The sequence below is a fragment of the Burkholderia sp. Ac-20384 genome (assembly GCF_017104605.1).
In the GTDB taxonomy this organism is placed as follows: domain Bacteria; phylum Pseudomonadota; class Gammaproteobacteria; order Burkholderiales; family Burkholderiaceae; genus Burkholderia; species Burkholderia lata.
This window is the reverse complement of record NZ_JAAGPE010000170.1, coordinates 1-21,991: the sequence shown is the minus strand read 5'-3', so window position 1 is coordinate 21,991 and position 21,991 is coordinate 1. Positions and strand designations below refer to the sequence as shown.

The following is a 21,991-nucleotide window of genomic DNA, read 5'->3' as shown; positions in this document are numbered from 1 at the left end:
GCGCGATCTCGCGACGGCCGCCGGCATGCCGGCCGCGAAGGCCTTTCCGCATCTCGTCAGCCTGCAGAAGATCGGCCTGCTGAGCCGCGACGACACCGGCTGCTTCGGCGGCGGCCCGCTCGGGCAGGCGCTCGGCCTGATCGCGATGCAGCGCGTGTCGCCGACGCGCGACGCGGAAGCCGAGATCGTCGCGCTGGCGGGCGCGACCGACATGAGCGTGGCAGCCGCGACGCTCGGGCCGCTCGGCCCGACCGTGATCCGCCTCGAGGAATCGGCGCGGCCGCAGCACGTGAGCCTGCAGGTCGGCACGGTGATGTCGCTCGTCAATACGGCGATCGGACGGATCTTCGCTGCCGGCATGTCCGACGACGTGCTGGCCGATCTGCTCGCGGACGAACCGGTGCGCCTCGCGGGTAACGCCGTGGCGCCGGCCGACGACGCCTTCCGCGCGCGGCTCGCGACGATCCGTACGGACGAACTCGATTTCGCGTTCGATGCGCCGGTGCCCGGCATCGGGACGATTGCCGCGCCCGTGTTCGATCACACCGGCAGCATCCGGCTCGTGATCGCGATCATCGGCTCGTCGCGCGGGTTCCCGCGCGGGCCGGACAGCGACCTCGCGCACGCGTTGCTCGCCGCGACGCGGCGGCTGTCGTGGCGGTTCGGGTGGATCGGCCGGTAAGCCGCCGCCGGCCGCTTCCGCCATCCTCCCTACCGCTCGAATCCCCTCTTCTGTTTTGTGCGAGACCCTGCAGGCGCGGCCTCGTCACGCCTGCGCGCCACGGACGGGCAGCCGATATTCATGTTGCGAAGCAGCAACACAAATTGTCAGTAATTCTCATATAACGAAATCGCATTTCACAAAGCGGAGGCGTTTCGCTATGATTAGGGTTATCCCTAACTCGCCACCTATATGGGGCTTCGTCATGCAAACGTCCAATGTCTCCGACCGTTCCACCGAATCCGCTGGTTGGCTCGCACGTGTGAGCGACCTGATTGCAGAAGCTTGGGCACTCCACCTCGAGAACTGCGAAGTCATCGCTGAAGCACACGCCCGCCTGCCGCACTGAACGGAACGACCGGCCGCCAGCCGGCCGTCCGCACGTTACCCTGCCTGATCCGCTTGCCCGGACGCGCGTCATGAGGTCGCGGCGTCGGGCAACGGCCAGCCAGGCCAGTACGTGGAAACAGGCCGGGGTTGTCCCGGTTGAATCCGCTCCCGGTGTCGGGAACGCGTTGAAGTCGCTTTAAAGCCGATACCGGCGCCGATCGGCATCGGCGCGGTTTTGTCTGACGGTTGCCCCGCGGGCAACCGCTATCGCGCCGGCGCGCGGGTACACCGGATCGTCGCGGACGGAAGATTCGTCCGCTTTTCCGGCCAAGGCGCGGGACCGCGCGGTACACCATCTCCCGCCACCCGATTGCCGGCTTTCGCCGCGCAAACGTGCAGCCACACGCGCCGCCGTTTCAACGACGGCCGCATGCTCGCCCCCTCCTCACACCTGAATCGACGGCACGTCCTTCATGCAGCGCAGCGCGAACATCGAGCGGCTGTGACGGATGCTCGAAATCTTGTACAGCTTTTCGCGCAGGAATCGCTCGTAGCCGGCGGTGCCGTCCACCGCGACCTTGATCCAGTAGTCGTACTCGCCCGACACGAGATAGGCCTCGAGCACCTCGGGCAGTGCGGCGAGTTCCTCGCCGAAGCGCGCGAGCGCGTCGTCCTCGTGACGATCGAGCGTGACTTCGAGGATCACGATGTCCGCATAGCCCAGCTTCCGCTGATTGACGAGCGCGACGTAGCCATCGATGTAGCCGTCCACCTCGAGCTGCCGCGTGCGGTTCCAGCACGCGGTGGTCGACATGCCGATCTGTTCGGCCAGTTCGGCGTTCGACAGGCGCGCATTTTTCTGCAGTGCGCCGAGGATCTTGCGGTCCTGGCTGTCGAGCGTTTTCGGCGAGCGTTCACGTGTGGCCATGGCAGGAAGAATCTTCTTCTGAAAACCGGGATTCTATCTGAACGACATTCCGGATTTGTGTCGGTTTGTGTGGAAAAGCGGAAGCCTTTTAATCCGGCCCCTTGCTATATTTTTACCCATGCCTGCTGTCCGGCACGCTCCCCGCGACAACCCCTTCGCACCGGGACGCATGGCCGCAATCACGAGTTGCGGTGCCGGCCAGCAGGCATGCGATTCCCCGCCGCCCGCGCGCCTATCCGGCCGCGCGGCTTCGGCGCCCGTGTTCCTGTTCCTGCCCTACCCGTCATGTCGTTCAGGCTTTACCTCTCGTTTCTCGCTGCTTCCGCCGTTCTCGTCTACGCCCCCGGCCCCGTCAACCTTCTCACCATGAACCAGGCGCTACGCGCCGGCTGGCGCCGCGCGCTGCCGTGCGTCTGGGGCGGCACGCTCGCCGTGCTGCTGCAACTCGCGCTGACCGCGCTGTGCCTGAATTCCCTCGTGCATCTCGACGAGCGCGCGCTGACCGTGCTGCGCTGGGCCGGCGCGGCCTACCTCGTCTGGCTCGGCTGCAAGCAATGGCTCAGCCGTGCGCCGGCCGGCGCACCCGCGGCCTCGGCCGGGCCGGCAACGGCGGAGACCGACACGCAGCGCGCGCTGTTCTGGCGCGGCCTCGCGACTTCGGGCCTCAATCCGAAGACGCTGCTGTTCTTCCCGTCGTTCTTTCCGCAGTTCATCAGCCCGAGCGGCGACTGGAGCCTGAACCAGCAGTACCTGCTGCTCGCGGCGACGTTCGCGGTGCTGTTCGCCGGCGGTGTCGCATCGATGGCGCTGTTCTCGCACCGGCTGAGCCGCGCGCTGCAGCGGCCCGCACGGATGCGCGCAATGAACCGCGTCACGGGCGGGCTGCTCGTCGGGATGGGCGCGATCATGGTCGGCTGGAACTGACAACGACCGGGAGGCGGGCGTCATCGCGGCCGCCGCCAAAGTGCGTCGAAAAAGCAGCCGATTGCCGAATGCTTTAGGGTAGCGGCTGTTTCGTTGGACATGCCCGCCAGCCGGGCGACTGGATGAAGCCCCTCACACCCCGCCTGCGGCGCCTGTTCGCGCCGGTCGGCCTGCACTGGTATCTCGCTCTCCTCCTCGCGCTCGACGCGCTCATGGTGCTGCGCCCCGTCGTCGAGCATGCCCGGCTCGGCGTGCATCACGCATGGCTCGCCGATGCGCTGAACCTCATCGACAACGCCGGGCTCGTCGTGTTGCCGCAAGTGATCGTCGCCGCCGGCCTCGCGACGATGGCCATCGGCATCGTGCTGCGCGCACGCGTCGCGTGGGTGCTGTCGATCCTGCTGCTGGTCGCCGCTGCCGCGATCAGCGTGCTCGGCGGCTATCGCAGCCACGCCGTGTTCGTCTACACGGCCGTACTGGCCGTCGCGCTGCTGTACTACTGGCGGCACTTCGACCGCGCGAGCGTTGCCGCGAGCAGCCTGTTCGCGTTGCTGAGCATCGTGTCGCTGCTGATCTACGCGACCTTCGGCGTGCTGTATCTCGGCGACGAATTCACGCCGCCCGTCCACGATCTCGCCACGGCCGTCTATTTCTCGATCGTGTCGATGTCGACGGTAGGCTACGGCGACATCGTTCCGCACGCGCCGACCGCGCGCCTGTTCACCGCTTCGGTGATCGTGCTCGGCATCACGGTGTTCGCGACGTCGATCAGCGCGGTCGTCGGCCCCGTGATCGGCGGCAATCTGAAACGGATCGTCAAGGGAGGCATTTCGAACGTGATCCGCAAGCATCATTACCTGATCGTCGGCGCAACACCCGTCGCACATGCGGTGCACGACGGGCTGCGCAAGCGCGGCTACGCGGTGACCGTCGTCGTGCCGGCCGGCGTCGAGCACAACTATCCGGCGGCGACCGACCTGATCGTCGGCGATGCGACCGACCACGCGGTGCTGGAAAGCGCCGGCGCGGCGACCGCGCGTGCGGTGCTCGCGTTGCGCTCCGACGACGCCGAAAACGCCTTCATCATCCTCGCGATCCGCGAGATCGCACCGACGGTGCGCACGGTCGCGCTCGTGAACCACCAGCGCAACCTCGAACGGCTGCGCCTCCTGAAGCCCGACATGGTGTTCTCGCCGCAGCAGCTCGCGGGCGAACTGCTGGCCAGCACGCTCAACGACGAACCCGTCGACAAGTCGTTGATCTCGCACCTGCTGTTCGGCACGGCCGACGCAGCATGACCGTGTGACCCTGTGCCCCAGGGCGGGCGGCGCGCGCCCGGTACAATCGCGCGATGTCCGAATTGCTCACTTACGGCGGCCTGTTCGCCGTGTCGATGGTCGCCGCGACGCTGTTGCCGCTCCAGTCCGAAGCCGTGCTCGCCGGCCTGCTGCTCGCCGGGCGCGAACCCGCGTGGGCGCTCGTGCTCGTCGCGAGCATCGGCAACGTCGCCGGCTCCGTGATCAACTGGGCACTCGGGCGCGGCATCGAGCACTTCCGCGAGCGCCGCTGGTTTCCTGTCAAGCCCGCCGCGCTCGCGCGCGCCGAACGCTGGTATGCGCGTTACGGCCGCTGGTCGCTGCTGCTGAGCTGGGCGCCCGTGATCGGCGATCCGCTGACGATGATCGCCGGCGTACTGCGCGAGCCGCTGCCGACGTTCCTCGCGATCGTCACCGTCGCGAAGGTCGCGCGATATCTCGTGATCGCGTGGCTCGTTCCGGGCTGACCCGGCATCGCCGAACCCGACACGTGCCGCCCGGTAGCCGCCGTGCCCGCGCTACCGCTGCCTCGCGCGCACTGCCGGGCCGCGATACCGGTCCGACGCAGCGGACGAGCCCCCTGCGTCTTGCCGCGCCGCGTTCGGCGCCGCGATCTCGTCAAGCGAGCGGCGATTGGTGCGCGGGCCGAATAACCCGATCGACAGCATCACGACCAGCATGCTTGCGCCGATCAATACGAACACCGCCGGCACGCCGAGATGCGCGAGGATGAGCGCGATCAGGTAACTGCTCGCCACGCCGGTCAGCCGGCCGAACGAGTGTACGAACCCCAGCGCGCGGCTGCGGATCACCGTCGGGAAGACCTCGGCCTGATAGGCGGTCGCATTGCTCGCAAGCGTCGTGTTGCAAAACGTGATCAGGATGCCGAACAGGATCACGGCGGCCGCCGACGACGACATCGCGAATGCCGTCCCGAACAACGCCACGCCGAACGCCGTCGCCACGATGAGCCACTTGCGCTCAACGCGATCGGAGAGCAGCCCTGCCACGAGCGGCGAGAGCGGATACGCAAACGCGATCAGGAACGCATAGAGCAGGCTCTGCGTCACGGGCGTGCCCCGCGCGGCCAGCAGGCTCGGCAGCCACTGGCTGAACCCGAAGAAGCCGATGCTCAGGCACGCGTTGAATGCGATCAGCATCAGCGTCCGGCCGCGCAAACCGGCATCCCACATCGACACGGTGCGCACGGCCAGCGTGTCGCCCGTCACGACGGCGGGCACGCCAGGCAGCGGCCCGCCGTGCTCGCGCGCAACGCGCGCCTCGATCTTGCCCAGCACCGCTTCGGCTTCGTCCACGCGGCCGCGCATCGCGAGCCAGCGCGGCGACTCCGGAATCCGCGATTGCAGCCACCAGACGATGACCGCGCCGCTGCCGCCCGCCAGAATCACCCATCGCCAGCCAGAGATACCGAGCGGCGCGCGCGGGATCAGCAGCCACGACGCAAGCGCCAGCACCGGCATCGCCAGATAGCCGATCGCGAAACATACGGCGAACGCGCGGCCGCGCATGCCCTTCGGCACGAGTTCCGTGAGATACGCACCGATGGTGATCAGTTCGGCACCCACGCCGATGCCCGCGACCAGCCGGCACAGGTGGATGCCGACCGCCGTCTGCTGCACGCACATCGCCAGACTGGCAAGCGTATAGAGCAGCAGCGAGCCGGTGAAGACGGCGCGCCGCCCGAAACGATCGGCCAGCCGCGCGACGCCGATTTCGCCGATGAACAGGCCGACGAACGTCGCGGCGCCGAGCGTCGCCTGGTCGGACAGGCCGAACATGCCTTTCGCGCCGACATGAAAAATCCCGTCGGTGACGAGCCCGGCCGGCAGGTACGTCATCTGGAACAGGTCGTAGACCTCGAAGAAACCGCCGACGCTCAGCATCAGCACGAGGCTCCAGATGCTGGCTGTCGGCGGCAGGCGGTCGATGCGCGCCGTCACGGCAAGCGCGGTTGAGTTGGACATGCTGCTGTCTCCGGAAAGAAATGCGGGTGTCGCGCCGCGTTCAGACGGTCGCGACCGGATTGACCGGCGAGCCGACGAGGCCACGCAGATGCAGCGGCGGCGCCGTCAACAGGAAGCGATTGCGCCGGTGCTCGCGCAGCCAGCGCGCGAGCGGCGTGAGATGCCACAGCTCGCCGAGATGGATGCCGAGCTTGAAGAGGCACAGTGCGTGCAGCGGCATCAACGGCCCCTTTTCGGTGCGCGGCAGGGGCGCACGCGGACGCTCTTCGACCGCGTGGTTGTCCGCGACCAGGGCGGCGAGCCCGGACTCGTCGATCCATTCGAGCAGGCGCGGATCGTCGCCGTCGAGCACGCAGCAGGTGGCGTGCACGTCCAGCGGATGACCGGGCAATTCGGCTTCGAGCAGCCGGTCGGCGAAGCCGGTATGCAGGCAGACGATGTCGCCGCGCTCGACGACCACGTTGTCGGCCCACATCACCGCCATGAGATCCGCATAGCCGACCTTGCGGCGCGCATCGCCGAAATGATGCCGCAGGTCGATCATCACGCCGCGCCCCTGCACGCCGCTCGCCGCCATGTGCTCGATGCCGAGCGCGCGAGCGCCGCCCACCTGTGCGCCGACTTCGGGTACCCGCACGTGCTCGCCCATCCGGTAGCCGTTGTAGAACACGGCTTCCGCGTCGCCGTCGCCATCCGCGTCGAACAGTCCGCCGACGTGCGACAGCGCATCCCATTGGGTCGAAAACTGCGAGTGCAGGCAGAACGCGTCGTCACATACGACGTCCGTCGCATGCGCGACCTGCTCCTCCGCGCGATAGCCGAAGTACGGCTTGTCGTGCATCAGCGCGGGCATGATCGCGGGCGGCCGCCGCCGTGCGTTGAGCCCGCCGCCATGAGGCACGTCGAGCGGCAGGCTGAGCGAAAACACGCGCCCTTCGCGCACCTCGCGCACGCCCTCCAGGGTCTTCTGCGGCGTGAGCCAGTTGAGGCGACCTTTCTGGTCGTCGTCGCCAAAATCGCCCCAGTTCGAGCCGGGGGGCCGGTGCTTCCAGCGCGGGTTCATTTTGAAGGTCTCCTGAATTATCTGTATCGCAGGCCGCGGATGCGCGTACCCGTCAGTCGTTACCCGTGACAGATCACCCCGCGTTCGGCGAGGCGTGCGAACTCGAGCTCGCCGAGCAGCGGCACGAGGATCTCGCGGTTGTTTTCCCCGAGCCGCGGCGCCGGGCGCCGGAACGTGCCCGGCGTATGCGAGAAGCGCGGCGCGATGTTGTGCATCGGCAGCGTTCCGACGTCTTCATCCGGCACGTTCACCAGTGCCTCCCGCTCTATCACATAGTGGTCCTGAACAACCTGGCTAACATCATGGATCGGTCCGGCCGTGACGCCCGTCTCCTCGAAGAAGGCGAGATTGTCGGCCAGATCGCGCGCCGCGACGAAACCGCCGACGATCTCGTCGAGCTGCTGCGCATGCTGCACGCGCAGCACATTGGTGCGATAGCGCGGATCGTCCACGAGATCGGGCCGCCCGATCGCGCAAAACAGGCGCTCCGCCATCGTCTGCGTCGAGCTCGACAGGCACAGCCAGCGGTCGTCGCGCGTGCGATAGGCGTTGCGCGGCGCCGTGTTGGTGGAGCGGCTGCCCGTGCGCGGCTTGACCGTGCCGGTCATCGCATAGTTCGCCGCGGACGGCCCGAGAATCGACAGCAGCGGCTCGAACAACGATACGTCGATCACCTGGCCCGGCGCGTCGTTCGCGTCGCGCGCCCATAGCCCGACCATCACGGCGATCGCGCCCGACAGGCCGGCCGTCATGTCGCCGAGAAACATCGGCGGCAGCACCGGCTCGCGGTCGGCGAAGCCGTTGATCGCCGCGAAGCCCGAGTAACCTTCCGCGAGTGTGCCGAAGCCGGGCTTGTGGCGATACGGCCCCGTCTGCCCCCATCCGGAAATCCGCGCGATCACGAGCTTCGGGCGGACCGCCAGCAGCACGTCGGGGCCGAGGCCCATCTGCTCGAGCACGCCCGGCTTGAAGCTCTCGATGAACACGTCTGCGTCGCGCACCAGCGCCAGCACGACGTCGATACCTTCGGGCGTGCGCAGATCGATGCACACGCTGCGCTTGTTGCGCCCGTACACCTTCCAGTTCGTGCTGATACCGCCCGCGCCGACCGCACGCAGCGTATCGCCCTGCTCCGGCTCGACCTTGATGACGTCCGCACCGAAATCCGCGAGCTGCACGCTCAGCATGTTGCCGGCCATCAGCCGCGACAGGTCGACCACGCGCACGCCCGACAACGGGCCGGCGGCGTCCGCGTCGAACTCGCGACCGTGGAGCGGCCCGATACGGCCCGCATGACTGGCGCTTTCGGTTCCGGCTTGCGCCAAGGGTTCCGACATGACGATTCTCCTGGTGGATTAATCCTGCAGTTCGCCCTGCGGGCCGATTGCCGCGGGCACACTGCCCGACACCGGCAGATCGCCGCCCAGCGTATGGGTCAGTTCGCTCGCTGCGGCCTGCACGCGCGGCAGGTAGTCGGCGAGCACCTTCTTGTTGAAGCGATAGCGCGGCACGCCCAGCGAAATCGCGCCGGCGAGCGAGCGGCCCACCCCGAACACCGGACAGGCGATCGCCGCACTCTCCGGGTCGCGTTCCGCGATCGACACCGCGTAGCCCTGCTCGGCGATCTTGTCGTAATCGCCGCCACGCGTGCCGGAGAACGCGAGCAGGATCCGACCGGCCGCCCCGGCCTCGAGCGGGAAGCGGTCGCCTTCGCGCACGTTGGTGTGAACGGCACGCTGTGCATACGCGCGAAACAGGCATACGCGCTCGTCGCCATCGCGCACATAGAACGCCGAGGTTTCGGCGGTTTCCTCCGACAGCCGCGCCAGCAACGGCACCGCGTGCTCGCGCAGCTGGAACGACTCGCGATACATCATGCCGAGATGGAACGTGGCCGGCCCGAGCACGTAGCGGCCGTCGGGCATGCGCTTGACGAACTGGAACATCTCGAGCGATTCGAACAGGCGCAGTAGCGTGCTCATGTTGAGCCCCGTCGCCTCGCTGACCTGCGCGAGCATCAACCCGTTCGGCGCATCGCCGAACGCCAGCAGCGCCGACAACGCACGATTGACGGCCGATACGCCGCCATCTGCCTGAGCATTCATCACTACCTCGTCAAGAAAAACCGGGCCGGACGGCACCGGAGTGCATTCGCGCAAAAACAAAAGTGACTTTCATTTTTATGGATGCGATTCATCCTGTCAACAGGGAATCAGATCGACCGCGCTCCCCGATCGCACGCAATCCCTTTATCTGCACGGGTAAACCTCGATATTGACGAACCTTCAAGATCCGCACAAAAATGAAAGTGACTTTCATTTTATTGGATGACCATGAAGAACCTCCCCTGCAATGCCCCCGACTGGCGCTCGCTGCTGTACGTGCCGGCCCACGTCCCGCGATTCGTCGGCAAGGCCGCCGCGTGCGGCGCCGACGCGTTGCTGCTGGACCTCGAAGACAGCGTGCCGGCCGACCGGAAGGCGCTCGCACGCGACGCGCTGGCGGCAGCCGTGCCGGACCTGAAGGCGACGGGCAGCGACGTGCTGGTCCGGATCAACGCTTCGCTGCAATGGCTGGTGCCCGACCTGCGCGCGGCGGTTGCCGCGGGGGCCGGCGGCGTCGCGATCCCGAAAGTCCTCGGCGCGTCGCACCTCGAGGCGATCGACGCGCTGCTCGGCGAACTGGAGGGCGAACATGGCATCGCGCACGGCTCGACCCGCGTGATCGCGATGATCGAGACACCCGGCGCGTTCGAGGCGAGAGCACGAATTGCCCGTGCGTCGCCGCGCATCGCGGCGCTGATGCTCGGCGGCGGCGATTTCGCGCTGCACTGCGAGAGCGACGCGAGCGCAGACGTGCTGAACGTGCCCAAGCAACTGCTGGTCATCGCGGCACGCGCGGCCGGCGTGCTGCCGCTCGGCCTCGCCGGCACGCCCGACTCGCTCGACGATCTCGATGGGTTCGCCCGCATGGCGCAGCGCTCGAAGGCCATGGGATTCGCTGGCGCCACCTGCATCCACCCCGCGCAGGTGCCGATCCTGAACCGCGCATTCGCGCCGACGGACGACGAAATTCAGGCCGCGCAGACGCTGATCGACGCGTACGAAGCCGCGTGCAGGGATGGGCGCGGCGCGCTGCGCGTCGGCGGAAAGATGATCGACGCGCCGATAGTCGAGCGCGCACGACGTGTGCTCGCGCGGCGCCAGGCGCAGCCGGGCCGCACGCAGGACGGGCCCCGCTAGCGCCCGTTCTCGCCCGCGACGTGCTGGCGAACGTGCGTCGTCGGCCGCAACGCGGCGGCACGCGTCGCCGCTCCGGACGGCGCGTCGCGCGTATCGCACGCCGGCCGCCCCGTCGATTCGCATGACAGACACAACAACATCAAAAAAACCGGAGACAACGATGAAGAAGAAGCTGTTCGCCTTGTGCGGCCTCGGGGTGGCCTCCGCCACCGCGAGCGCCCAGGGCAGCCTGACGCTGTACGGCGTCGCCGACATCTACCTCGAGACCCTCACGCACCAGAACGCCACCACGCCGGGCGGCTCCGGGTCGCTCGTACGGATGGGCTCGGGCGGCAAAAGCGGCTCCCGCTGGGGCATCAAGGGTTCGGAAGCGCTCGGTGGCGGCTGGCAGGCCGTGTTCCGACTGGAAAGCGGGATCAACCTCAACAACGGCACCAACTCCGGCGGTTTCGACCGCTCCGCCTGGGTCGGGCTGCAGCACGACACATGGGGCACACTGCGCCTGGGCCGCCAGTACACGACGCTCTTCGACGTGATGGAGCGCTATTCGCCAACCATCGCGTACTCGACGATCTACGAGCCCGCCGGCGCGATCGTCGGCCTGAACTTCCGCGAGAACAACATGGCGAAGTACCGTGTGACCTACGGGCCGGTCGCGATCCAGGCGCACTATTCGTTCGGCGGCACGCCGGGATCGTTTCGCAGCGGCGCGGCCTCGGGGATCGGCATCGAATACACGGGGGCGGCGTTGTCGGTGGCCGCCGCCTACGACAACGTCAACGGCACGCAGCCCGCCGACATCACCCATTTCCGGCGCTATGCGGCCTCCGCAATCTACACGTTAGGCGCGGCGCAACTGATCGCGGGTTTCAACCATGCGAACGGCAGCGTGACCACCCCCGGCGTGGTCACACGCTTCAACTTCTACTGGCTCGGCACGCGTTACCAGGTCTCGCCCGTGCTGCAGGTGATCGGCGCGTTCTATTACGAGGACATCGGCAAGCAGAATCCCGCGGCCGGCCAGTCGGCGCCGGATCCCGACAACCCGAAGCAGATCACGGTGCAATTCAACTACGCGCTGTCGAAAGCCACCACGCTCTATCTCACCAGCGGCTACGCATGGCGCGCCGCGCTCGATTTCGACAACTACAACTACCGCATCCTCAACTATTCGCTCGCCAGCAACCGCAGCAGTTCGCTCGGCATCGCCATCGGCATGCGCAAGCTGTTCTAGCGCGCTGCCTGGCTGCCACGTACACGCCTTTCGACCCATTTTCCCGATGACCCAGAACATGAATCGACGCCACTTCCTGTCCACCCTGACCAGCGCCACCGTCGCGGCCGCCGTGCCGTTGCGCACGCTTGCACAGACGCCCGCATCGCCCGTCAATCTCGCCCATCAGCTGGCCGACTACGCCGCCTCGCTGCGCTATGAGGATCTCGACGCGGCGACGATCGAGACCGTCAAGGCGCATTTCATCGACGCGCTCGGCTGCGCGATCGCGGCCCACGATGAAGCGCCCGTGCGCATCGCCCGGCAGATTGCGCTCGCAACGGGCGGCGGCACATCGACGCTGCTCGGCACCGCGCAACGCACGACGCCCGATCTGGCCGCCTTCGCCAACGGCGCCGCGCTGCGCTACTTCGACCTCAACGATGCGTACGCGGGCAAGGAAACCGGCCACCCGAGCGACAACGTCGCGCCGTGCCTCGCCGTGGCCGAAGCGCAGCGCGGCAGCGGCCGCGACCTGATCCTCGCGATCGCGCTGGCTTACGAGATCAATTGCCGCCTGATGGACGCGGCCGCGATCAGCCCGCGCGGCTGGGACCATACGTGCTACAGCCTGCCGGCCGTCGCACTCGCGACCGGCCGGCTGATGTCGTTGCCCCGCGCGCAGCTCGTGCAGGCCGTGAATCTGGCGATCAACGGGCACATGGCGCTCAACCAGACGCGCATCCAGGAGCTGTCGAACTGGAAGGCGCTGGCCGATGCGGACGCCGCACGCAACGCGATCTTCGCAACGCGCCTGGCACGTGAGGGATTGACCGGCCCGTCGCCGATCTTCGAGGGCAACGCCGGCTTCTTCCGGCAGATCTCGGGCGCATTCGACGTCGACCTCGCGCAGTTCGGCGGGCGCGGCGGACATTTCCGCATCAACGACTGCATCGTGAAGTACTACCCGGCGCAGGGGCTCACGCAGACGTCGATTCCGGCGGCGATCGACGTCGCCGCGCAAATCGGCGACCTCGGACGGATCCGCAGCATCGAGATCGCGACAACGCAGGTCGGCTACGTCACGGCCGGCAAGGACCGGCAGAAATGGGCGCCCGAGACCAGCGAGACAGCCGATCACAGCCTGCCGTACGTCGTCGCGCGCGCCATGCTCGACGGCGACATCACGACGGCCAGCTATACCCCGGCGGCGCTGCGCGACCCGAAGCTGCGCGCGCTGATCGAACGGGTCACGGTCGTGGAAGATCCGGAGTTGACGGCACGCTATCCGCAGTACGCGCCGAATCGCGTAACCGCCGTGACCGACGACGGCCGCAGGTTCACGCGCGAAGTCGACGACCTGCCTGGCTTCCCGCACCATCCGATGACGCGCGCGGATTTCGAGACCAAGTTCACGCGATGCGTCCGGCCGTACTGGAAGACGGCGCAAACGCGTCGCGCGCTCGACTGGCTGTGGCGTCTCGACGCGCAGCCGGACGTCTCGAAGCTGCCTGCGCTGATGACGATTCGCACTTGAACGATGGCGGCCCGGCGGCACCGCCGCCGGAGCGACGAAGCGCCACCGCCGGCCTGTATGCCGCGGCTTACTGTGCCTTCTTGCCCGGCACGTTGTCGCCCGCCAGATCGATCGCCTTGTCCGATCCGACCGCGTTGCGCAGCTGGAATTTCTGGATCTTGCCGGTCGACGTCTTCGGCAGTTCGCCGAACCGCACGGCCTTCGGCACCTTGAAGCCCGCAAGCAGCGCCTTGCAATGCGCGACGATCTCCTCCTCGGTCACGCTTGCGCCTTCGCGCAGCTCGACGAACGCGCACGGCACCTCGCCCCACTTCGGATCGGGCATCGCGACGACCGCCGCCACCGCCACTGCCGGGTGCCGGTACAGCGCATCCTCGACCTCGATGCTCGAGATGTTCTCGCCACCCGAGATGATGATGTCCTTCTTGCGATCCTTGATCCGGATATAGCCGTCCGGCATCAGCACCGCGAGATCGCCGGTATGGAACCAGCCGCCGTGGAACGCCTCGTCGGTCGCCTTCGGGTTCTTCAGGTAACCCTTCATGCAGATGTTGCCGCGGAACATGATCTCGCCGAGCGTCTCGCCGTCGGCCGGCACCGGCGCCATCGTGTCGGGATCGAGCACCGTCGCGCCCGCTTCGAGGTGATAGCGCACGCCCTGGCGCGCATTGAGCCGCGCACGATCCTCGTCGCTCAGTTCTTCCCAGTGCGACTGCTTCGCGCAGACGGTCGCCGGGCCGTAGACCTCGGTCAGCCCGTACACGTGCAGCAGGTCGAAGCCGATTTCCTTCATCTTCGCGATCACGGCCGGCGCGGGCGCCGCGCCCGCGACCATCGCATGTACCGTGTGGTCGATGCCTTCGCGGAATTCGGCCGGTGCGTTCGCGATCGCGCTCTGCACGATCGGCGCACCGCAGTAGTGCGTGATGCGTTCGCGACGGATCAGGTCGAACACCGTCTTCGCATCGAACTTGCGCAGGCAGACGTTCACGCCCGCGCGCGCCGCGACGGCCCACGGGAAGCACCAGCCATTGCAGTGGAACATCGGCAGCGTCCACAGGTAGACGGCGTGCTTCGGCATGTCCCATTCGAGGATGTTGCTGATCGCCGCGAGATACGCGCCGCGATGGTGATAGACCACACCCTTCGGGTCGCCGGTCGTGCCGGACGTGTAGTTCAGCGCGATCGCCTCCCATTCGTCGGCGGGCGGCGTCCATGCGTAGTCGGCGTCGCCGCTTGCGACGAGCGCCTCGTAGTCGGTCGCGCCCGCGAAGCGCGCGGGATCGGCCGGCATCGCATCGGCCACGCTGACGATCTTCAGGCCCGGCACCTCGAGTGCCGCGCGATGCGCGAACTCCGCGTACTCGGTGTCGACGATCAGCACCTTCGCCTCGCCATGACGCAGCATGAACAGCACCGACGAGACGTCGAGCCGCGTGTTGATCGTGTTCAGCACCGCGCCGGCCATCGGCACGCCGAAGTGCGCCTCGACCATCGCCGGGATGTTCGGCAGCATCGCCGCGACCGTGTCGCCACGTTCGATGCCGAGCCGCGCGAGCGCGCTCGCCAGTTGCTTCGCGCGCGTGTAGGTCTCGCCCCAGGTGCGCCGCACGTCGCCGTGCACGATCGCGAGGCGATCGCCATAGACTTCGGCCGTCCTGACGAGGAAGTCGATCGGGGTGAGCGGCACGTAATTCGCGTCGCGGCGGCCGAGTCCGGCCTCGAACATCTGCGTCATGATCCTGTCTCCCGTGTCCTGTCGACCGGGGCGCATCCACCCCGGATCGTTTTGATGTGGTTCAATTGCCGACAGCCTAACGGGCGCTATTGTGAGCCGTCTGTCATCGAAACGACAGAGTGCCTTTCACGCGCTGCGCGTTATCCCTATCCTCGCAAACCCGCACCCATGCACGACCCACTCGCTGCCCCGCCCGACGCGCCCGCCTACCCGGCCGACACGCCCTCCGAACCGGGCCCGCTGCCGCCGCTCGCCACGCTGTTCGGCCAGTGCGCCTGGTTCCGCACGCTCGCGCCCGAGCACCAGGCGCTCGTGCTCGCGCAGTCGCGCGTCGAGCAGTGCGAGGCCGGCGACGTGATCGCCCATCGGCTCGCGCCGTCCGAATACTGGATCGGCGTGCACCGCGGGCTGCTGAAGCTCGCGATCTTCAATGCGTCGGGGCGCGGCTGCACGTTCTCCGGCGTGCCCTCGGGCGGCTGGTTCGGCGAAGGGAGCGTGATCAAGCGCGAGCTGCGCAAGTACGAGGTCGTCGCGATCCAGCGCTCGACCGTGCTGTTCGTGCCGGTCGACACGTTCCATGCGCTGCTCGACACGAGCCTGCCGTTCACGCGCTTCGTGATCCATCAGCTGAACAACCGGATGGGCGAATTCATCGCGTCGATCCAGAACAGCCGGCTGCTCGACGTCGATGCGCGCGTCGCGCAGGCGCTCACGCAGCTTTTCAACCCCGACCTGTACCCGGACACCGGCCCGTCGCTGTCGATTTCGCAGGAGGAACTGGGGATGCTCGTCGGCGTGTCGCGGCAGCGGATCAATCAGGCGCTGCAACAGCTCGAGAAGCTCGGCGCGCTGCGGCTCGCGTACAACCAGATCGATGTGGTCGATCTCGGTGCGCTCGCGCGTGTCGGGATGGAGCAGATCTGAGCGCGGGCCGATGAACGGAATCGCCACCGAAGCGGCATGCCCGTCCGATATCGCAGCCGATATCGCGGCCGTTTTCCGGCCGTCGCGCCGCGCTGCGTTTCCTCTGCTGAATCGGCAATCGGCCGCCGCGCCCCAACCTGACAATTCCGCCAGTTTCGCGACAGTAACCCGTTCCACGCCGACGCCTATCATTCGGGTTCCATTTACCCACGCCTGATCACCGCCTGTCCCGCTAGCCTCCATGTGGATCGTCAATCTCGCGCTCAAGCGCCCCTACACGTTCATCGTGATGGCCATCATGATCGTGCTGGCCACCCCGCTTGCGCTGATGCGCACGCCGGTCGACGTGCTGCCCGCGATCAACATTCCCGTGATCAGCGTCATCTGGAATTACAGCGGCTTCTCCGCGACCGAGATGACGAACCGCATCACGTCCGTGCATGAGCGGATCCTGACGACGACCGTCAACAACATCCAGCACGTCGAATCGACGTCGCTGCCCGGCATCGCGGTCGTGAAGGTGTTCCTGCAACCGGGCGCGAACGTGCAGACGGCGATCGCGCAGACGGTCTCGTCCGCGCAGGCGATCGTGCGGCAGATGCCGCAGGGCGCGACGCCGCCGCTCGTGATCACCTATTCGGCGTCGAGCATCCCGGTGATCCAGCTCGGGCTGTCGAGCAAGACGCTCAGCGAGCAGTCGCTCGCCGACATCGCGCTCAACTTCCTGCGCCCGCAGCTGATCACGGTGCCGGGCGTGCAGATCCCGTTCCCGTACGGCGGCCGCACGCGGGTGGTCGCGATCGACCTCGATCCGCAGGCGCTGCTCGCGAAGGGGCTCACGCCCGCCGACATCGTCAACGCGGTGAACGCGCAGAACCTCGTGCTGCCGACCGGCACCGCGAAGATGGGCCAGACCGAATACCGGATCGACACGAATGCATCGGCCGACACCATCGCCGACATCAGCAGCCTGCCGATCCAGACCGTCAACGGTGCGACCACCTACCTGCGCGAGGTGGCATCGGTACGCGACGGCTTCGCGCCGCAGACCAACGTCGTGCGCCAGAACGGCCAGCGCGGCGTGCTCATCTCGATCCTGAAAAGCGGCGACGCATCGACGCTCAAGGTCGTAGGGGACCTGAAGGCATTGCTGCCGAAGGTGATCCCGACGCTGCCCGAAGGGCTCACGATCACGCCGCTGTTCGACCAGTCGGTGTTCGTCAACGCGGCCGTCCAGGGCGTGATCCACGAGGCGCTGATCGCCGCCGTGCTGACCGCGATGATGATCCTGCTGTTCCTCGGCAACTGGCGCAGCACGCTGATCATCGCGATCTCGATCCCGCTGTCGATCTTCACGTCGCTGATCGCGCTGTCCGCGCTCGGTGAGACCATCAACATCATGACGCTGGGCGGGCTCGCGCTCGCGGTCGGGATCCTGGTGGACGATGCAACGGTGACGATCGAGAACATCGAGCGGCACCTGCATCTCGGCACGAACCTGCACGACGCGATCCTCGAAGGCGCGGGCGAAATCGCGGTGCCCGCGTTCGTGTCGACACTGTGCATCTGTATCGTGTTCGTGCCGATGTTCTTCCTGACGGGCGTCGCGCGCTTCCTGTTCGTGCCGCTGGCGGAAGCCGTCGTGTTCGCGATGCTCGCGTCGTATGTGCTGTCGCGCACGCTGGTGCCGACGCTCGCGATGCTGCTGTTCCGCCCGCAGCAGGCGAGCACCGGCCCCGACCATGCGACGTCGCGCTTCGCGCGTATCCACCATGCGTTCAACGCTGCGTTCGAGCGGCTGCGCGCGTGGTACATCGTGCTGCTCAGCATCCTGCTGGTGCGCCGCCGCTTCTACGCGATGTGCTTCCTCGGCTTCTGCGTGCTGTCGACAGGCCTCGTGTTCGTGCTCGGCCGCGACTTCTTCCCGAATGCCGATTCCGGCAACATCCGGCTGCACATGCGCGCGCCGACCGGCTACCGGATCGAGGAAACCGCGCGCCTCGCCGACCAGGTCGAGCGCGTGATCCGCGAAACCGTGCCGCCCGACGAACTCGGCGCGATCGTCGACAACCTCGGCCTGCCGGCGAGCGGCATCAACCTGTCGTACAGCAACGCCGGCACGATCGGCACGCTCGACGGCGAGCTGCTGATCGCGTTGAAGCCCGGCCATCGCGCGACCCAGCACTACATCCAGGCGCTGCGCACGGTGCTGCCCCAGCGCTTCCCGGGCGTCGAGTTCTTCTTCCAGCCGTCGGACATCATCACGCAGATCCTCAACTTCGGCCAACCGGCCGCGATCGATCTGCAGGTGCTCGGCAACGATCTCGCGAGTAACATGACTATCGCGAGCAGCCTGATGAAAAAGTTCAGGCAAATCCCCGGCGCCGTCGACGTGCACGTGCTGCAACGCAACGACGAGCCGACCCTGCTGGCCGACATGGACCGTACGCGCATGCAGCAGCTCAACCTCTCCGCGCAGAACGTCGCGCAGAACATGCTGATCTCGCTGTCCGGCAGTTCTCAGACCACGCCGTCGTTCTGGATCAACCCGCGCTCCGGCGTCCAGTACCCGCTGCAGATCCAGACCCCGCAATACAGCATCTCGTCGGTCGACGACCTGCTCGGCACGCCGATCTCGGCAAGCGGCCGCACGAGCACGCCGCTGCAGTTGCTCGGCAACCTCGTGCAGGTGCGCAGCACCGCGAACCCGGCCGTGATCACGCACTACAACATCCGCCCGGCGATCGACGTGTACGTGAGCGTCGAAGGCCGCGACCTCGGCGCGGTTGCCGGCGAAATCGACCGCATCGTGTCCGATGCACGCGCGACGCTGCCGCGCGGCACCGAGCTGACGATGCGCGGCCAGGTCGAGACGATGCGCACGTCGTATATCGGCCTCGGCGCGGGCGTCGCGATGGCGATCGTGCTGGTCTACCTGCTGATCGTCGTCAATTTCCAGTCGTGGCTCGACCCGCTGATCATCATCAGCGCGATGCCGGCCGCGCTCGCCGGCATCGTCTGGATGCTGTTCATCACCGGCACGCACCTGAGCGTTCCGGCACTGACGGGCGCGATCATGACGGTGGGCGTCGCGACCGCGAACAGCATCCTGGTCGTGTCGTTCGCGCGCCAGCGCCTCGAGGCCGGCGCGCCGCCGCTCACGGCCGCGCTGGAAGCCGGCGCGACGCGGATCCGGCCGGTGCTGATGACGGCGCTCGCGATGATCATCGGGATGGTGCCGATGGCGCTCGGTCTCGGCGAAGGCGCCGAGCAGAATGCGCCGCTCGGCCGCGCGGTGATCGGCGGGCTGCTGTTCGCGACCGTGTCGACCTTGCTGTTCGTGCCGCTCGTGTTCGGCGGCGTGCATGCGCGGCTGGCCCGCCGGCGTGCGCGCCAGGCCGGCCACTGATTTTCGTCCCACTACCCGGTTGATTTGGTTGAATTCATGGAAGAGAAACATCACAGCTCCGTCGGCATCCAGGTAGACGAACGCGGCATGCACCTGCCGACGCGCACGTCGGTGTCGCGACGCGGGAAGATCGTCCTGATCGTGATCGGCGTGCTGCTGGCCGCCGGCGCCGCGCGCACGGTCGTCGTCAACGTACTGAACCGCAACCGGCTCGACGCCGTTGCCGAGCAGAACACGCGCCAGTACGTGACCGTCGTGCATCCGGTCGATGCGGCCACCGGCGGCAAGCTGACGCTGCCCGGCACGCTGCGCGGCTTCGTCGAGGCGCCGATCTACGCCCGCGCGAGCGGCTACGTGCTGCGCTGGCAGGCCGACATCGGCGCGCACGTGAAGCAGGGGCAACTGCTCGCCGAACTCGACACGCCCGAGCTGAACCAGGAACTCGCGCAGGCCACCGCGCAGCGCCAGCAGGCGCAGGCCGCCCTCGCGCTCGCGAAGACGTCGTTCGACCGCGCGCAGCAGCTGCGCCAGCGCGATGCCGTCTCGCAGCAGGAACTCGACGACCGGCAAGGCGCGTTCAACCAGGGCACCGCGAACCTCGCCGCGGCCGATGCGAACATGCGCCGTCTCACCGAGCTGAAAGGCTTCCAGCGGATCGTCGCGCCGATCGACGGGATCGTCACGCAGCGCAACGTCGACGTCGGCGATCTCGTCAGCTCCGGCAACGCCGGCCGCTCGCTGTTCACGGTCGTGCAGGCCGACCAGTTGCGCCTCTACGTGCAGGTGCCGCAGGCGTACGCGCAGCAGGTGAAGGTCGGCCAGCATGTGAGCGTCGCGCAGGCCGAGCTGCCGGGCCGCACGTTCGACGGGACAATCACGCGCACGTCCGAGGCGATCGACGTCGCGACGCGCTCGTTGCAGATCGAAATCACGCTGCCGAACCCGGACGGCCGGCTGCTGCCCGGCGCGTACGTGCAGGCCACCTTGCCGATGACGCCGGTCGGCCGCCTGCAGGTACCGGCCAATACGCTGCTGTTCCGCGCCGAAGGTCCGACGGTCGCGACCGTCGACGCGAACGGCCAGGTGCGCCTGAAATCGGTGACGGTCGTGCGCACGATCGGGCAGACGCTCGAAGTCGACGGCCCGATCACGCCGAACGACCGCCTCGTCACGAACCCGAGCGACGCGCTCGCGAACGGCGACCAGGTGATCGTCTCGGCGCCGGCCGCGAAGCCGGCCTCCGGCACCGCGGAGGCGAAGTCGTGATCGCGATGCGCTTCCGCCGGCGGCCCGCCGCCGCTGCCACGTCGGTCGCCACTGCCGTTGCGCTCGCAGCCGCCCTCGCGGGCTGCACGGTCGGCCCCGATTACAAACGGCCCGACGTCGACACGCCGGCCGCATGGCGGCTCGATCCGGCGGATTCATACTGGCATCCGGCCGCGCCGGCGAGCGCGCCGCTCGACCCGGCATGGTGGACCGCGTTCGGCGATCCGCAGCTCGATGCACTGGAAGCCGAAGCGCTGCGCAACAACCAGAACCTGAAGGCCGTCGCCGCGCGCTACGACCAGGCGAAGGCGACACTCGCGTCGGTCGCCTCCGCGCAGTATCCGGCCGTCGGCCTGAACGCGAGCGGCCAGCGCTTCAAGATCTCGGCCGACCGGCCGCAGACCAACTACGCGACGCAGAGCACGTCGACCGTGCAGAACGATGTCCAGGTCGGTGCGGCCGTCAGCTACGAACTCGACCTGTTCGGCCGCGTGCGGCGCAGCGTCGAATCGGCGCAGGCGACCACCGAGCAGGCCGGCGACGATTTCGCGAACGCCCGCCTGGTGCTGACCGCCGATCTCGCATCGAGCTATTTCGCGCTGCGTGAATTCGACACCGAGATCGACGTCGTCAAGCGGTCGATCGATCTGCAGCAGAAGGCGCTCGACTACGTGAGCGCGCGCCACGACCTCGGCGCGGTGTCGGGCCTCGATTTGCTGCAGCAGCGCGCGCAGCTCGACGCGACGCGCACGCAGGCGCAACTGCTGCTCCAGCAGCGCGTGCAGGTCGAAACCGCGATCGCGACGCTGGTCGGCACGCCGGCCCCCGCTTTCTCGATCGCGCCGCGCGTCGTGCCGATCAACGCGCCGGCGCTGCCGACCGGCCTGCCGAGCGACGTGCTGCAGCGGCGCCCCGACGTCGCGTCGGCCGAGCGGGCGATGGCGGCCGCGAATGCGCAGATCGGCGTCGCGCGCGCCGCGTATTTCCCGCGCATCATGCTGTCGCCCGATATCGGCTGGGATGCCACGCGCTTCGCCGGCCTGTTCACCGTGCCGGCGTTGCTGTGGTCGGTCGGCGGGTCGCTTAGCCAGCCGCTGTTCGAAGGCGGCAAGCTGAAGGCCGGCGTCGATTTCGCGCAGGCCGGCTATGTCGCCGCGCAGGCCAGCTACCGGCAGACCGTGCTCACCGCGTTCCAGGAGGTGCAGAATGCGGTCACGGGATTGTCGGTGCTCGCCGACGCCGCGCAGCAAGCCTCCGCGGCCGTCGACGACGCGCGCAAGCTCGTGTCGCTCGCGCAGGATCGTTACGCGGGCGGCCTGACGCCGTTCATCGACGTGCTGACGGCCCAACAGCAGTTGCTGACGAGCGAGCGGCAGGCCGTCCAGATCCAGGGCA

17 protein-coding genes are annotated in these 21,991 nt (G+C 67.7%); 11 read left to right on the top strand and 6 right to left on the bottom strand.

All coding sequences use genetic code 11. The annotated features are described in order from the left end of the window. Positions 1-682 (top strand): IclR family transcriptional regulator C-terminal domain-containing protein (locus G3O00_RS26345; RefSeq protein ID WP_277399316.1); only part of this gene is annotated, 682 nt, incomplete at its 5' end. An 814-nt stretch (positions 683-1,496) separates the two neighbouring features. On the opposite strand, the gene G3O00_RS26340 is transcribed toward G3O00_RS26345, so the two are convergent. Then, on the bottom strand, positions 1,497-1,979 hold the full coding sequence (locus tag G3O00_RS26340; RefSeq protein WP_021159229.1) for an Lrp/AsnC family transcriptional regulator: 483 nt from the start codon (positions 1,977-1,979) through the stop codon (positions 1,497-1,499). Positions 1,980-2,264: 285 nt separating this feature from the next. Between G3O00_RS26340 and G3O00_RS26335 the strand changes: the two genes are divergently transcribed. The 3 genes from G3O00_RS26335 (at position 2,265) to G3O00_RS26325 (ending at position 4,686) form a co-directional block, all read left to right on the top strand. Then, the gene (locus tag G3O00_RS26335; protein ID WP_206144772.1) at positions 2,265-2,903 is read left to right on the top strand and encodes a LysE family translocator; all 639 of its coding nucleotides are present in this window, start codon (positions 2,265-2,267) and stop codon (positions 2,901-2,903) included. Between the two features lie 122 nt (positions 2,904-3,025). Further along, the gene (gene kch / locus G3O00_RS26330) at positions 3,026-4,201 is read left to right on the top strand and encodes a voltage-gated potassium channel protein (protein ID WP_206144771.1); all 1,176 of its coding nucleotides are present in this window, start codon (positions 3,026-3,028) and stop codon (positions 4,199-4,201) included. Between the two features lie 53 nt (positions 4,202-4,254). After that, a complete protein-coding gene (locus tag G3O00_RS26325) occupies positions 4,255-4,686 on the top strand; it encodes a YqaA family protein (protein WP_206144770.1) in 432 nt (143 codons plus the stop codon). A gap of 51 nt (positions 4,687-4,737) precedes the next feature. On the opposite strand, the gene G3O00_RS26320 is transcribed toward G3O00_RS26325, so the two are convergent. Genes G3O00_RS26320 through G3O00_RS26305 form a run of 4 tightly spaced genes read right to left on the bottom strand, consistent with a single transcriptional unit; the run spans position 4,738 to position 9,372 of the window. Beyond that, a complete protein-coding gene (locus G3O00_RS26320) occupies positions 4,738-6,204 on the bottom strand; it encodes an MFS transporter (protein WP_206144769.1) in 1,467 nt (488 codons plus the stop codon). A gap of 40 nt (positions 6,205-6,244) precedes the next feature. Then, the gene (locus G3O00_RS26315; protein WP_206144768.1) at positions 6,245-7,267 is read right to left on the bottom strand and encodes a cyclase family protein; all 1,023 of its coding nucleotides are present in this window, start codon (positions 7,265-7,267) and stop codon (positions 6,245-6,247) included. Between the two features lie 59 nt (positions 7,268-7,326). Next, positions 7,327-8,604: a CoA transferase gene (locus G3O00_RS26310; RefSeq protein ID WP_206144767.1), complete on the bottom strand. Its 1,278-nt coding sequence runs from the start codon at positions 8,602-8,604 to the stop codon at positions 7,327-7,329. A gap of 18 nt (positions 8,605-8,622) precedes the next feature. After that, a complete protein-coding gene (locus tag G3O00_RS26305; protein WP_011355322.1) occupies positions 8,623-9,372 on the bottom strand; it encodes an IclR family transcriptional regulator in 750 nt (249 codons plus the stop codon). Positions 9,373-9,600: 228 nt separating this feature from the next. Between G3O00_RS26305 and G3O00_RS26300 the strand changes: the two genes are divergently transcribed. From G3O00_RS26300 to G3O00_RS26290, 3 genes are all read left to right on the top strand, one after another. After that, positions 9,601-10,509, top strand: a complete 909-nt coding sequence (locus G3O00_RS26300; RefSeq protein WP_206144766.1) for a CoA ester lyase — start codon at positions 9,601-9,603, stop codon at positions 10,507-10,509. A gap of 160 nt (positions 10,510-10,669) precedes the next feature. Further along, a complete protein-coding gene (locus tag G3O00_RS26295; protein ID WP_206144765.1) occupies positions 10,670-11,743 on the top strand; it encodes a porin in 1,074 nt (357 codons plus the stop codon). A gap of 58 nt (positions 11,744-11,801) precedes the next feature. Next, a complete protein-coding gene (locus tag G3O00_RS26290) occupies positions 11,802-13,259 on the top strand; it encodes an MmgE/PrpD family protein (protein ID WP_206144764.1) in 1,458 nt (485 codons plus the stop codon). Between the two features lie 67 nt (positions 13,260-13,326). Here G3O00_RS26290 and G3O00_RS26285 read toward each other — a convergent pair whose 3' ends face one another. After that, complete coding sequence (locus G3O00_RS26285) at positions 13,327-14,997, bottom strand: acyl-CoA synthetase (protein WP_206144763.1); 1,671 nt, start codon at positions 14,995-14,997, stop codon at positions 13,327-13,329. Positions 14,998-15,165: 168 nt separating this feature from the next. Between G3O00_RS26285 and G3O00_RS26280 the strand changes: the two genes are divergently transcribed. From G3O00_RS26280 to G3O00_RS26265, 4 genes are all read left to right on the top strand, one after another. Further along, positions 15,166-15,921, top strand: a complete 756-nt coding sequence (locus tag G3O00_RS26280) for a Crp/Fnr family transcriptional regulator (protein WP_206144762.1) — start codon at positions 15,166-15,168, stop codon at positions 15,919-15,921. A 241-nt stretch (positions 15,922-16,162) separates the two neighbouring features. Next, positions 16,163-19,330 carry an efflux RND transporter permease subunit gene (locus G3O00_RS26275; RefSeq protein ID WP_206144761.1) on the top strand — a complete coding sequence of 1,056 codons (3,168 nt, stop codon included), beginning with the start codon at positions 16,163-16,165 and terminating at the stop codon, positions 19,328-19,330. A 36-nt stretch (positions 19,331-19,366) separates the two neighbouring features. Further along, positions 19,367-20,596: an efflux RND transporter periplasmic adaptor subunit gene (locus G3O00_RS26270; protein WP_206144760.1), complete on the top strand. Its 1,230-nt coding sequence runs from the start codon at positions 19,367-19,369 to the stop codon at positions 20,594-20,596. A gap of 5 nt (positions 20,597-20,601) precedes the next feature. Next, positions 20,602-21,991 (top strand): efflux transporter outer membrane subunit (locus G3O00_RS26265; protein WP_206144773.1); only part of this gene is annotated, 1,390 nt, incomplete at its 3' end.